The organism is Streptomyces sp. NPDC057950, assembly GCF_042887295.1.
Taxonomy (GTDB): Bacteria; Actinomycetota; Actinomycetes; order Streptomycetales; family Streptomycetaceae; genus Streptomyces; species Streptomyces kaempferi.
The window spans coordinates 1-12,106 of the sequence record NZ_JBHVPP010000019.1; the positions used below are offsets into that span (position 1 = coordinate 1).

The 12,106-nt window shown below is 72.9% G+C and carries 10 protein-coding genes; 3 read left to right on the plus strand and 7 right to left on the minus strand.

Annotation, left to right across the window (positions count from 1 at the left end):
- Positions 1-280 precede the first annotated feature (280 nt).
- Entirely contained in the window at positions 281-973 is a 693-nt protein-coding gene (locus tag ACFVTC_RS28365; RefSeq protein WP_148008965.1) for a metal-dependent transcriptional regulator, read from the minus strand.
- Between the two features lie 496 nt (positions 974-1,469).
- Between ACFVTC_RS28365 and ACFVTC_RS28370 the strand changes: the two genes are divergently transcribed.
- A complete protein-coding gene (locus ACFVTC_RS28370; protein ID WP_390131350.1) occupies positions 1,470-2,225 on the plus strand; it encodes an SIS domain-containing protein in 756 nt (251 codons plus the stop codon).
- A gap of 213 nt (positions 2,226-2,438) precedes the next feature.
- Here the strand turns inward: ACFVTC_RS28370 and ACFVTC_RS28375 are convergent, their stop codons facing one another.
- Complete coding sequence (locus ACFVTC_RS28375) at positions 2,439-3,821, minus strand: PAS domain-containing protein (RefSeq protein ID WP_390131351.1); 1,383 nt, start codon at positions 3,819-3,821, stop codon at positions 2,439-2,441.
- A gap of 668 nt (positions 3,822-4,489) precedes the next feature.
- Here ACFVTC_RS28375 and ACFVTC_RS28380 point away from each other — a divergent pair.
- Complete coding sequence (locus ACFVTC_RS28380) at positions 4,490-5,518, plus strand: isopenicillin N synthase family dioxygenase (RefSeq protein ID WP_390131352.1); 1,029 nt, start codon at positions 4,490-4,492, stop codon at positions 5,516-5,518.
- 37 nt (positions 5,519-5,555) lie between these two features.
- Here ACFVTC_RS28380 and ACFVTC_RS28385 read toward each other — a convergent pair whose 3' ends face one another.
- A complete protein-coding gene (locus ACFVTC_RS28385; protein WP_168528679.1) occupies positions 5,556-6,656 on the minus strand; it encodes a citrate synthase 2 in 1,101 nt (366 codons plus the stop codon).
- A 422-nt stretch (positions 6,657-7,078) separates the two neighbouring features.
- On the opposite strand from ACFVTC_RS28385, the gene pdxH reads away from it, so the two are divergent.
- Complete coding sequence (gene pdxH / locus ACFVTC_RS28390) at positions 7,079-7,717, plus strand: pyridoxamine 5'-phosphate oxidase (RefSeq protein WP_390131513.1); 639 nt, start codon at positions 7,079-7,081, stop codon at positions 7,715-7,717.
- A gap of 12 nt (positions 7,718-7,729) precedes the next feature.
- Here pdxH and ACFVTC_RS28395 read toward each other — a convergent pair whose 3' ends face one another.
- The 4 genes from ACFVTC_RS28395 to ACFVTC_RS28410 form a co-directional block, all read right to left on the minus strand.
- Positions 7,730-8,458 (minus strand): TetR/AcrR family transcriptional regulator, encoded by a 729-nt coding sequence (locus ACFVTC_RS28395; RefSeq protein ID WP_390131353.1) that lies wholly within the window; start codon positions 8,456-8,458, stop codon positions 7,730-7,732.
- A complete protein-coding gene (locus ACFVTC_RS28400) occupies positions 8,446-9,180 on the minus strand; it encodes an enoyl-CoA hydratase family protein (RefSeq protein WP_390131354.1) in 735 nt (244 codons plus the stop codon). Before ACFVTC_RS28400 ends, ACFVTC_RS28395 begins: the two co-directional genes overlap by 13 nt.
- Positions 9,177-10,742, minus strand: a complete 1,566-nt coding sequence (locus tag ACFVTC_RS28405) for a 4-coumarate--CoA ligase family protein (RefSeq protein ID WP_390131355.1) — start codon at positions 10,740-10,742, stop codon at positions 9,177-9,179. Before ACFVTC_RS28405 ends, ACFVTC_RS28400 begins: the two co-directional genes overlap by 4 nt.
- 155 nt (positions 10,743-10,897) lie before the next feature.
- Entirely contained in the window at positions 10,898-12,058 is a 1,161-nt protein-coding gene (locus tag ACFVTC_RS28410) for an acyl-CoA dehydrogenase family protein (RefSeq protein ID WP_390131356.1), read from the minus strand.
- Positions 12,059-12,106: the final 48 nt, after the last annotated feature.

The following is a 12,106-nucleotide window of genomic DNA, read 5'->3' on the forward strand; positions in this document are numbered from 1 at the left end:
GCGACTCGGGGGGCGGGGGTGGGGTGCGCCCCTGGTCTCTTCTTGGGCCGGGGTGGCCGGGTGGGGGGGCGGGTGGGGGCCCCGCTCCGGGCGCCCCCGCCCCCAACACCCGGGGGCTGCCCCTCGCGGGCTCAGGGCCGGGGGACGCGCACCGAGGTGTCGACGCCCGCCCACGAACACCGGACGCCGGCGCTCCGTACGGAACTCCCGCCGTCCGCGGCGCACACGCCGTCCACGGCCACCAGGGGCCTGTCCGACGCCCAGCGCCGCCCGGAACGCGTCAGCGCTTCGCGACGAACACGTGGGACGCGACGTCCGACTCCAGCTCCGCCGCCTCACCACCGCTGCCGACGAGCACGCCGCCCGCCGACTCCGTCACGCTCACCACGGAGCCGGGCTGCACACCGGCCCGGCGCAGGGTGTACATCAGCTGCGCGTCCGTCTGGATGGGCTCGCCGATCCGGCGTACGACGACGGTCTTGCCGTCCAGGCCCGGGTCGAGCTCGGCCAGCGAGACCATGCCCTCGTCCAGGAAAGGATCGGCGCCGTCCTTCTCGCCGAGCTCCTCCAGACCGGGGATCGGGTTCCCGTACGGAGACTCGGTCGGGTGGCGCAGCAGCTCCAGGACACGCCGCTCGACGGCCTCGCTCATCACGTGCTCCCAGCGGCAGGCCTCGGCGTGCACCTGCTCCCACTCCAGGCCGATCACGTCGACGAGCAGGCACTCGGCCAGACGGTGCTTGCGCATCACCCGGGTGGCCAGGCGGCGGCCCTCGTCGGTGAGCTCCAGGTGCCGGTCGCTGGCGACCGCGACCAGACCGTCGCGCTCCATGCGCGCCACCGTCTGGCTGACCGTCGGGCCGCTCTGGTCGAGCCGCTCGGCGATCCGGGCGCGCATGGGGACCACGCCTTCCTCCTCCAGCTCGAGGATGGTGCGGAGATACATCTCCGTGGTGTCGATCAGTCCGGACATACGTGCCCCTCGATTAGCTCTGCCGGAGGCTCGGTGGCTCACCGGCTTGTGCGCTGGCCCTGAACTCAATTCTGACGCATACCACTGACAACCGTGCCTCGCCGGGGAAACCGCACAATGACGACTGTCTCCCCTTCCTCCCCTTCCTCCGCTTCCTCCGCTTCCTCCCGCGGCGATGCGGGTTCCTCCGCGGCGATGCGGGCCGAGGCCCGGCCGGATCGGACACGACCGGCGTCCGGGCGGCCGTCCGGGGCCCGGCGCCGTCCCCAGGTGTGCGGCGCCGCCGCGGGCGGCCGGTGCCCGCGGCCGGGCGGCTCGGCCTTCGGGCCGCGCGTCGGCGGCCCTGTGCCCAGTGTCGCCCCCGCGGGCCGTATTGACACGGCAGTGGTCCAGACCGCAACGTGATCCGCGACACGACGGGAGCAAGGCTGTGCCGGGCCGCCGGTTCAACCGCTCGCCGGCCCTGTGCGGACGCGACTTCTAAGGGGCTTCGCCGATGAGCGACAGCAAGCTGGCCGGGCAGTTCTTCGACGCCGCGATCCGCCTGCTGCAGCGGGTGCGGGACGAGTGCGCCGAGGACGTCGAGGCGGCCGGCGCCCTCATCGCCGACACCGTCACGGAAGGCGGCCGCCTGTTCGCCTTCGGCGCCGGGCACTCCTCGCTCGCCGCGCAGGACGTCGTCTACCGCGCGGGCGGTCTCGCCCTGATGAACCTGCTCACGGTGCCGGGCGTGGTCGGCGTCGACGTCATGCCGGCGACGCTGGGCTCCGCCCTGGAACGGGTCGACGGCCTCGCGAGCGCGGTCCTCGACTGCAGCCCGCTCCGCGCCGGCGACCTGCTCGTGATCATCTCCCTGTCGGGCCGCAACGCGCTCCCCGTCGAGATGGCCATGAACGCCCGCGCGCTGGGCGTGAAGGTCATCGGGGTCACCTCGGTCGCCTACGCCTCGGAGACGACGTCCCGGCACGTCTCGGGGACGTATCTGAAGGACCACTGCGACGTCGTCCTCGACTCGAAGATCGCGGTCGGGGACGCGGAACTGACCCTGGACGCCATCGAGGCGCCCTTCGCCCCCGCCTCCACGGTCGTCACGTCGGCCCTGCTCCAGGCCGTCATGGCCACGGCCGCGGGCGCGCTGGCCGGCCGCGGTCTCGAGCCGCCGCTGCTGCGCTCGGGCAACGTGGACGGCGGCCACGAGTGGAACGGCCGTGTGATGACGGAGTACGGGGACCGGATCTTCTACCGGCGCTGAACCCGCCGGCCCGGCGCTGAACCCTCCGGCCCGGCACCGGTGCCGGGCCGACCCACCGGCCCGGGACTCACCGCCGTGACCATCGCGCCCCGAGCGGTCCCGGAGCCCCCCGCGGTCCCGGAGGTCCGGGAGGTCCGGGAGGTCCGGGAGGTCCGGGAGGTCCGGGAGGTCCGGGAGGTCCGGGAGCACACCCCCGAGGACGTCGCGCCGCGCCTACGGCCGCTCCACCAGACCCTGCAGGTCCAGCGCCATGGCGATCCGCACCGCCACGTCCTCCGCGTACGTGGCGTCCGTGCGCTCGAACTGGCTGCGCCCCGCCCCGCGCAGAAACGTCACGACGCCCAGCGTCCGCCCCCGGCTGCGCAGCACCGCGCACAGGGCGTGCACCGAGTCCGCCGGCCACTGGCGGGCCGCCGCCCACTCCCGCGTCCGTTCGGGCGTGCTCTCGCCGGAGCCGGCCCGCACCGAGCCGGACCGCTCCACGCACTGCAGCGCGGGGTGCCCCTCGGCGTAGCGCACGGGCAGCCCGGCCTGTCCGGTGAGCAGACTCGGACCCGGCGCCCCGGCCGGCGTGGCGGTGACCCGTACGAGCCGCACGGGCCCTTCGCCGTCGGCCACCGGGCCGCCCGCCACACGGTCGATCAGCGCGTGGTCGGCGAATCCGGCGAGCGAGAAGTCCAGGTGGACGGTGGCCGCCTCGCCCGGGTCCTCGCACTCGGCCGCGGCCCGCGCCGCCCGGTGCAGCTGATTGGCCCGGAACCGCAGCAGCGCCGCCTCCTGCTCGGTCTGCCTGGCCTCCGTCACGTCCTGGAAGAGCCACCCGACACCGAGCGGGACCGGTTCCTCCGTGAGCGGCGAGGCGAGCCGCACGAAGCCGCTGCGCCAGCACCGCCTCTTCTCGCCGTCCGTCGAGCGCACGCTCACCCACATCTCGGCGGGCGCGGGCGGCGCGCCCTCGGCGAGCACATGGGTGAGCGCGCTCTCCAGCTCCTCGACACCCTGCGACAGCAGCTCTCCCAGGGGCCGCCCGAGCACCGCCGTGCGACCCGTCCCGAGGGCTCGGGCCGCGTGGGCGTTGACCACGGCGGGCCGCAGGTCCGCGTCGACCAGCACCACGCCCCAGCTGGCGTCCTCGAACAGCGCCTCGCTCAGGGCGATGGACCGTTCGAGGTCGATCTGCGCGTGCACCTCGCTGAAGGCGCAGTACACCCCCGCGGGCTTGCCGTCGGGCCCGCGCACGGCGGCGGACTGGGTCCGGACGAGCACCCGGCCGCCGTCCTTGGTCAGCAGCGCGAACTCGTTCACCTGCCGGCCCGGGGCCTCCATGGCGGACATCAGCCGCCCCTCGACCGACTCGGCGTCCGCGGTCCGTACCGCCCACCCGGCGAATCCTCGCCGCCCCACGGCCTCGGCCGCGGTCCAGCCGAGGATCCGCTCCGCCTCCCGGTTCCAATGGGTGACGACCCCGTCGGCGTCGAACGCGCACAGGGCCGCGTCCATCCCGTCCAGCAGCGCGGCAAGCAGATCCGAACCATCCGGCTCGGGCTCGTCCGGCCCCAGCTCATCGGTGGTCCCACTACGCCGGGAAGCACTCACCTGGACCCCCTGCAGGCTGCGTCCGCACGTACGGCGAGACAGTTCACTCACTGGCATTCATTCAACTCGAACGTGACCCAGCCCACACCTGATTCCCCGAAGATTGGACGAAAACGTTGCGCGCCGGGAATTCCGCCCCACCTGCCCCAGGAACAGCGGGCCGGTCGAAAAAACAGTTGAGCGGTTCGGGATCCGTTCCTAAGGTGTGGTGCACACGAGAGAGGAGGTGGTTCGGCAGATGTATGCAAACCGGACGCGTGAGGTGGCTGCGGGCTAGCGGCCCGTCACCCCATTCAGTGCGGTGCCGGACCCGCGCGTGAGACAGCGCGCAGCCGGCCCGATCTCCAGCAGTCACCCGACCCGCGAGTTCGCCGGTACGTCCGGCCGGCTCCTCCGCCGCGAGGCGGAGGGACCCGAACTCGCGGGTCGCCTGCGTTGTGCGGGACATGTGAGGTGGGACACATACGTTTGTGGGGCTCCGCAGTACTCTTACGCCATGCTTCCGATGCTCGTTCGACGCCGGCACGTGGACTACGTGCGTGTCACGAGCATGGGCTGTCGGCCCAGCGCCTGACCTCGCCCTCACTTTCTCTCCCCCGGCACCCGTGGCCCCCGCCCCACCCCCGGCGGCCCTCACGGGCACCCCGTACACCCCGCGGACGCACCCCATGACGACGTACCCGTCCTCCTCGCCGTACCAGCAGCTCCCGATCATCGACCTCTCGGCGGCCGACCGCGGCCCCCAGGCCCGCGCCCTGCTGCACGCGCAGCTGCACAGCGCCGCCCACGACGTGGGCTTCTTCCAGCTCGTCGGACACGGGGTGAGCGCGTCCGAGACCAGCGCCCTGCTCGACGCCATGCACCGCTTCTTCGCTCTGCCCGAGGCCGACCGGGTCGCCCTCGACAACGTCGGCTCGCCGCACTTCCGCGGTTACACGCGCACCGGCGACGAGCGGACGGGCGGCAGCCAGGACTGGCGGGACCAGCTGGACATAGGCGCCGAGCGGCCCGCGCGGACACCCGGCGCGGGTGAGCCCGCCTACTGGTGGCTGCAGGGCCCGAACCAGTGGCCGGCCGCGCTGCCGGAGCTGCGCACCGCCGCCCTGACCTGGATCGACCGCCTCGGCTCGGTCGCCGCACGGCTGCTGCGCGAGCTGCTCACCGCCATCGGGGCGCCCGCCGACTTCTACGAGCCGGTCTTCGGGGAGCGGGCCCATCCGCATCTGAAGCTCGTGCGGTATCCGGGGAGCGCGGGGGACGGCGCCGGTCAGGGCGTGGGCGCGCACAAGGACTACGGATTCCTGACCCTGCTGCTCCAGGACGCCGTGGGCGGGCTCCAGGTGCAGCGGGCGGACGGGCTCTTCCACGACGTGCCGCCGATGCCGGGAGCGTTCGTGGTCAACCTGGGCGAGCTGCTTGAGGTCGCCACCAACGGCTACCTGCTCGCCACGAACCACCGGGTCGTCAGTCCGCCCGGGGCCACCGAGCGGTTCTCCGTGCCCTTCTTCTACAACCCGCGCCTCGACGCCCGTGTCGAGCCGCTGGTCTTCCCGCACGCCTCCGCCGCGCCCGGGATCACCGACGACCCGACGAACCCGCTCTTCGCCGAGTACGGGTTCAACGAGCTGAAGGGCAAGCTGCGGGCCCATCCGCTGGTCGCCGCCCGTCATCACGCGGACCTGCTCACGCCCGCGTGACGACCGGCGCGCCCCGAGTCGGGCCCCGGAAGCGGGCTCAGTGCGCGATGCGCTCGTAACCCTTGATCTCCTGGGGGCCGCGCGGGCCGGGGCCCACATAGTGCGCGGACGGCCGTACGAGCCGTCCCGTGCGCTTCTGCTCCAGGATGTGCGCCGACCAGCCGGCCGTGCGGGCGCAGGTGAACATCGAGGTGAACATGTGCGCCGGGACCTCGGCGAAGTCGAGGACGATGGCGGCCCAGAACTCGACGTTCGTCGCCAGGACCCGGTCCGGACGGCGGGCGTGCAGCTCCGCCAGGGCGGCCTTCTCCAGCGCCTCGGCCACCTCGAAACGAGGGGCGCCCAGGTCGCGGGCGGTGCGGCGCAGGACCCGCGCGCGGGGGTCCTCGGCGCGGTAGACGCGGTGTCCGAAGCCCATCAGGCGTTCGCCCTGGTCGAGCGCCTGCCGGACGTACGCCTCGGCGTCCCCGGTGCGCTCGATCTCCTCGATCATGCCGAGGACGCGGGAGGGGGCACCGCCGTGCAGCGGGCCCGACATCGCGCCCACGGCTCCGGAGAGCGCCGCCGCCACGTCCGCGCCCGTCGACGCGATGACGCGGGCGGTGAAGGTGGAGGCGTTCATGCCGTGTTCGGCGGCGGACGTCCAGTAGGCGTCCACGGCGGCCACGTGCTTGGGGTCCGGCTCGCCGCGCCAGCGGATCATGAAGCGTTCGGCGATCGAGTGCGCCTTGTCGATCTCGCTCTGCGGGACCATGGGGCGGCCCTGCCCGCGGGCGGACTGGGCGACGTACGAGAGGGCCATGACAGCGGCGCGGGCGAGGTCCTCGCGGGCCTGCGACTCGTCGATGTCGAGGAGGGGCTTGAGGCCCCAGACGGGCGCGAGCATGGCGAGCGCGGACTGGACGTCGACGCGGATGTCACCCGAGTGGACGGGGATCGGGAACGGCTCGGCCGGCGGCAGGCCGGGGTTGAACGCGCCGTCGACGAGGAGTCCCCAGACGTTTCCGAAGGAGACGTGACCGACCAGATCCTCGATGTCGACGCCCCGGTACCGGAGTGCGCCGCCCTCCTTGTCCGGTTCGGCGATCTCCGTCTCGAACGCGACGACTCCTTCGAGTCCGGGTACGAAGTCGGACATCAGGCGGCTCCTCATGATGTGTGCGACAGGGGGTCTGCGGGCGGGTGGTGCGATGGACCGTGCCGTGGGAAACCGTGCGCCGGTGACGGGTGGTCGACGTCCGGTTCCACGGTCGGCTCGTGGACTCGTGGTCCGGTACGTATCCCGGTGATGCCCCGTGCGGCCGGCGGTCACCCCACCGGAGCGGCAGCAGCACGATATCCCCGAGTGTCACCTTTGGGGAGAGCACGCGGCACTCAGTGCCACGCAGTGATGAACCCCACTCCCGCCGAGTGGGGGTCGAAGTACGGCAAGATGACCGCGTGAACGACCGTTACCCGGATGAATCCGCCGAGCCCCTCGTCCAGCGCGCGGCCGAGGCCGCCGCCGAAGAACAGGCCGGGGAAGGAGCCGCGCCGGAACTCGGCACCGACCCCGCCGCGATGCGCGCCCACTACCGCGCCGAGGGACTCGTGGAGTCCGATCTCGCCCCGCGCCCCATGGACCAGTTCGCCCACTGGTTCAGACAGGCCGCGCAGGCCGCCGTGCGGGGTGTCGTGTACGAGCCGAACGCGATGGTCGTGTGCACGGCCGACGCCGACGGGCGGCCCAGTTCCCGCACGGTGCTGCTCAAGCAGTACGACGAGCAGGGCTTCGTCTTCTACACCAACTACGACTCCCGCAAGGCCCGGGAACTGGCCGCCAACCCGTACGTGTCGCTGCTCTTCCCCTGGCATCCGATGGCCCGTCAGGTCATCGTCACCGGGACGGCCCGCCGCACCGGCCGCGACGAGACGGCCGCGTACTTCCGTACCCGCCCGCACGGCTCCCAGCTCGGCGCCTGGGCCAGCGCCCAGTCCTCGGTCGTCCCCTCCCGCACCGCACTCGACTCCGCCTACGCGGAGCTGAGCGCCCGCTACCCCGAGGGGGAGCAGGTCCCGGTCCCCCCGAACTGGGGCGGCTTCCGCGTCGCCCCGCGGACGGTCGAGTTCTGGCAGGGCCGCGAGAACCGCCTCCACGACCGGATGCGGTACACGGCGCAGCCGGACGGCGGCTGGCAGGTGGAGCGGCTCAGCCCCTGACGGCGGCCCCGCTCAGTCCAGCACCCCGTTCAGGATCTCGCCCCACTGGGTGACCACCCGCTCCCGGCGGGCCGCGTCGTCCGTGAGGAGGTTGGCGAGACCCAGGCCGCGGGACATGTCGAGGAAACCCTGGACGGTCTCCCGTACGCCCGTGCGGGACTCGTCCGCGGCCAGCAGGTCCACGGCGATCCGGTGGGTCTCGCGGCCGACGCGGGCCTCCAGTTCGGTGACCCTGAGGCGGAGCTGCTCCTCGTTGGAGGCGGCGACCCACAGGTGCAGCGCGGCGCGGAAGAGCGGGCCGGTGAAGAGGTCGACGAGGGCCGTGACGACGGCGCGCCGGTCGGCGGCACCCTCCGGGAAGAGGGCGCGCAGGGCCGTGGAGCGCTCCTCGGCGACGTACTCCACCGCCGCCGTGAACAGGTCCTCGCGGGTCGGGAAGTGGTGCTGGGCGGCGCCCCGGGAGACACCGGCGCGTTCCGCGACGACGGCGACCGTGGAGCCCGCCCAGCCGTGCTCGGCGAGGCAGGCCACGGCGGCCGCAAGCAGCCGTTGCCGGGTGGCCCGGCTGCGGTCCTGCTTCGGGACATGCGGAGGGCGGGAGCCGCGCGAGCCCTGGGCCGCGGCACGGCCGGTGCGGTTCGCGTCCCCCGCGTCCCCCGTACGTTCCGTGGGCTCCGGATCCGCCGGATCCGCCGCTTGCGTCGCGTCGTCGGAGGCTTCCGCCGTGTTCACACCACCCATGCGGGATCCCGTCGTTCGAGGAAGGCCGTCATCCCCTCGCGGGCCTGTACGGAGGAGAACAGCTCGGCCGAGAGCGCCGTCAGGGCGACGGCGTCCCGGTCGAAGGCCTCCAGCACCTTAGCCGTGAGCAGCCGTTTCGTCTCGGCGAGGCCCTGCGGGGAGGACCGGCGCAGGCCGTCCAGGACGGGGGCGAGGATCACCTCGACGTCTGCGCCCGTCGCGGTCAGCAGTCCCGTCCGTACGGCCTCGGCCGCGTCGAAGCGTTCGCCGGTGAGGTAGTAGCGGGCGAGGGCTCGGGGGTCCGTGCGGGACAGCAGGGGCAGGGAGATGACGGCGGGCGCGACGCCGATGCGGACCTCCGTGAAGGCGAACGTGGCCTCGGCGGAGGAGACGGCGATGTCGCAGGCGCCCAGCAGACCGAGACCGCCCGCCCGGACGTGCCCGGTCACCCGGGCCACCACCGGCTTGGGCAGCTCGACGATCTGCCGCAGCAGACCGACGAGCGCGTCCGGGTGCGGCGGGTCACGCAGGTCGGCGCCCGCGCAGAACGTGTTGCCGGTGTGGGTGAGGACGACCGCGCGGACGTCGTCGTCCTCACCGCAGCGCGTGAGCTCCTGGGCCAGTTCGCCCACGAGCGCGGACGACAGGGCGTTGCGGTTGGCGGGCGAGTCGAGGGTGAGGGTGGCGACGGCGCGGTCCTGGTCCGCGCGCACGACGGTCATGACCGGTCCCGCAGTTCCCGCCGCAGGATCTTCCCGGAGGCCGCCCGCGGCACCACGTCCACGAAGGTGACACCCCTGACCCGTTTGTACGGGGCGACGCGTTCGGCGACGTACATCATGACGTCGCCCTCGGACAGCTCGGTGGCGGACCGCTGACGCACCACGTGGGCGTGCGGGACCTCGTTGTTGTCCTCGTTGTAGACCCCGACGACGGCGGCGTCCGCGATGCCCGGGTGGGTGAGCAGGAGTGCCTCCAGTTCGGCCGGCGCGACCTGGAAGCCCTTGTACTTGATGAGTTCCTTGACCCGGTCGACGACGAACAGCCAGCCCTCCGCGTCCGCGTACCCGACGTCCCCGGTGTGCAGCCAGCCGTCCGGGTCGATCATCTCGGCGGTGGCGTCGGGACGCCCCAGATAGCCCTTCATCACCTGGGGGCCGCGGATGACGATCTCCCCGGCCTCGCCGACGCCCAGTTCCTCGTCGGGGTCGTCGAGGGAGACGATCCGCATCTCGGTGCCCGCGACGAGCCTGCCCACCGTTCCCGGGGGCGCGTCTGCGGCGTCCAGCGGGACCAGGTGGGTGCAGGGGGAGAGTTCCGTCATGCCGTAGCCCTGACCGATGGGCGGGAGGCCGAGCCGCTCGGCGCAGGCCGCGGCGAGCTGGGCGTCCAGGGGCGCGGCGGAGGAGATGACGTACTTCAGGGACGACAGGTCGTAGCCCGCGACGGCCGGGTGCTTGGCGAGCGCGAGCACGATCGGCGGGGCCACGAACAGGCCCGTGATGCGGTGCCGTTCGATGGCCGTGAGGAACGTGTCGAGGTCGAAGCGGGGCAGCACGACGACGGTGGCGCCCTGCCGCAGGGGCGCGTTCATCAGGGCCGTCAGCCCGTAGATGTGGAAGAAGGGCAGCACCGCGAGGATGCGCTCCCCCTCGTCCATCGGCACCGAGCGCGCCAGCTGCGCCAGGTTGGTGGCGATGGACCGGTGGGTGAGCATCACGCCCTTGGGTATGCCGGTGGTGCCGGAGGAGTACGGGAGGGCCGCGACGTCCGTCACGGGGTCGAAGTCGATCCGCGGCTCGGGGGCGGCCGAGCCGAGCAGGTCGATCAGCGACCGGTGCCCCGGCGCGCTGTCGCAGACGAATATCTCCCGTACCCCGCCCGCGAGTCGCGCGGCCTGCCGGGCCGTCTCCAGCAGGGGTGAGACGGTCACGATCCAGCTCGTGGCGCTGTCCCGCAGCTGCTTGGCGAACTCCTCGGCCGTGGCCAGCGGGTGCACGGTCGTGACCGAGGCCCCCGCGCGGGTGGCGCCGTAGAACACCGTCGGGAACGCGATGGTGTTCGGGCTGTGCAGGGCGAGCACGTCGCCCTTGCGGAGGCCCGCGTCGGCGAACGCGGCGGCCAGCCGGCGGTGGAACCGGTCGAGTTGGCCGTAGCTGAGCGTGGTGCCGTCGACGCCGTCGACCAGCGCGGGCGTGTCTCCGCGCTCGGCGGCCCGGCCGAGGACGGCCTCGTGGATGGGTTCCTCGACGGCCGGGACATCGGCGTACACACTGCGGAACACGGGTCCTCCTGGAGCGGCTCGCTGGTAGGACTGGCCGGTGGGTCCTTCGGTGGGAGGACCCACCGGAGCACTCGGGCGGTGCGGGCGGCCGGTGGGCCTCTCCGGTGGGAGGACCGGCCGGTGGTCTTCTTCGGTGCGGTCCCTCGGCGCGCCCCTCAGTACGACTTGGGCAGTCCCAGGGTCTGGTGGGAGACGTAGTTGAGGATCATCTCCCTGCTCACCGGGGCGATACGGGCCACCCGTGAGGCCGTGATCAGCGAGGCGAGGCCGAACTCGCGGGTGAGTCCGTTGCCGCCGAGGGTGTGCACGGCCTGGTCGACCGCCTTCACACAGGCCTCGCCGGCGGCGTACTTGGCCATGTTGGCGGCCTCCCCGGCGGCGACGTCGTCCCCGGAGTCGTACAGGTGGGCCGCCTTCTGCATCATCAGACGGGCGAGTTCGAGCTCTATGTGGGCCTGGGCGAGCGGGTGGGCGACGGCCTGGTGGGCGCCGATGGGGGCCTTCCAGACGGTGCGCTCGCGGGCGTACTCGACGGCCCGGGAGAGCGCGAAGCGGCCCATGCCGATCGCGAACGCGGCCGTCATCACCCGCTCCGGGTTGAGCCCGGCGAAGAGCTGGAGCAGACCCGCGTCCTCGTCGCCGACGAGCGCCTCGGCGGGCAGCCGCACGTCGTCGAGGGTCAGCTCGAACTGCTTCTCCGCGCTCTGGAGTTCCATGTCGATCTGCCGTCGGCCGAAGCCCTCCGCGTCACGCGGGACGATGAACAGACAGGGCTTGAGGCTGCCGGTGCGGGCGTCCTCCGTACGGCCGACGATCAGGGTGGCGTCGGCGATGTCGACGCCGGAGATGAACACCTTGCGGCCGCTCAGCAGCCAGTCCGCGCCGTCCCGGCGGGCCGTGGTGGTGATCCGGTGCGAGTTGGAGCCGGCGTCGGGTTCGGTGATGCCGAAGGCCATGGTGCGGGTGCCGTCGGCGAGGCCGGGCAGCCAGGCGCGCTTCTGCTCCTCGGTGCCGAAGCGGGCGATGACGGTCCCGCAGATCGCGGGGGACACGACCATCATCAGCAGCGGACAGCCGGCGGCGCCCAGTTCCTCCAGGACGAGGGAGAGTTCGGCTATGCCGCCGCCTCCGCCGCCGTACGCCTCCGGCAGGTTCACGCCCAGGTAGCCGAGCTTGCCCGCCTCGGCCCACAGTTCGGTGGGGTGGCGGTCCTCGCGAATGGCGCCGGTCAGGTAGTCGCGGCCGTAACGCCTGCCGAGGGCGGCGACGGCGGCACGGAGGGCTTGGTGCTCTTCGGTCTCTGCTACGGGGCTCATCGGGCCTCCTGAGTACGGAAGGTGCGGGTCTTTCGTGGCGGAGCGCGC

What these genes read in the sequence shown, in the direction of transcription:
- ACFVTC_RS28365 (WP_148008965.1), bottom strand. Translation starts at nt 973, where the DNA reads ATGTCCGGACTGATCGACACCACGGAGATGTATCTCCGCACCATCCTC.
- ACFVTC_RS28370 (WP_390131350.1), top strand. Translation starts at nt 1,470, where the DNA reads ATGAGCGACAGCAAGCTGGCCGGGCAGTTCTTCGACGCCGCGATCCGC.
- ACFVTC_RS28380 (WP_390131352.1), top strand. Translation starts at nt 4,490, where the DNA reads ATGACGACGTACCCGTCCTCCTCGCCGTACCAGCAGCTCCCGATCATC.
- ACFVTC_RS28385 (WP_168528679.1), bottom strand. Translation starts at nt 6,656, where the DNA reads ATGTCCGACTTCGTACCCGGACTCGAAGGAGTCGTCGCGTTCGAGACG.
- pdxH (WP_390131513.1), top strand. Translation starts at nt 7,079, where the DNA reads ATGCGCGCCCACTACCGCGCCGAGGGACTCGTGGAGTCCGATCTCGCC.
- ACFVTC_RS28395 (WP_390131353.1), bottom strand. Translation starts at nt 8,458, where the DNA reads ATGGGTGGTGTGAACACGGCGGAAGCCTCCGACGACGCGACGCAAGCG.
- ACFVTC_RS28400 (WP_390131354.1), bottom strand. Translation starts at nt 9,180, where the DNA reads ATGACCGTCGTGCGCGCGGACCAGGACCGCGCCGTCGCCACCCTCACC.
- ACFVTC_RS28410 (WP_390131356.1), bottom strand. Translation starts at nt 12,058, where the DNA reads ATGAGCCCCGTAGCAGAGACCGAAGAGCACCAAGCCCTCCGTGCCGCC.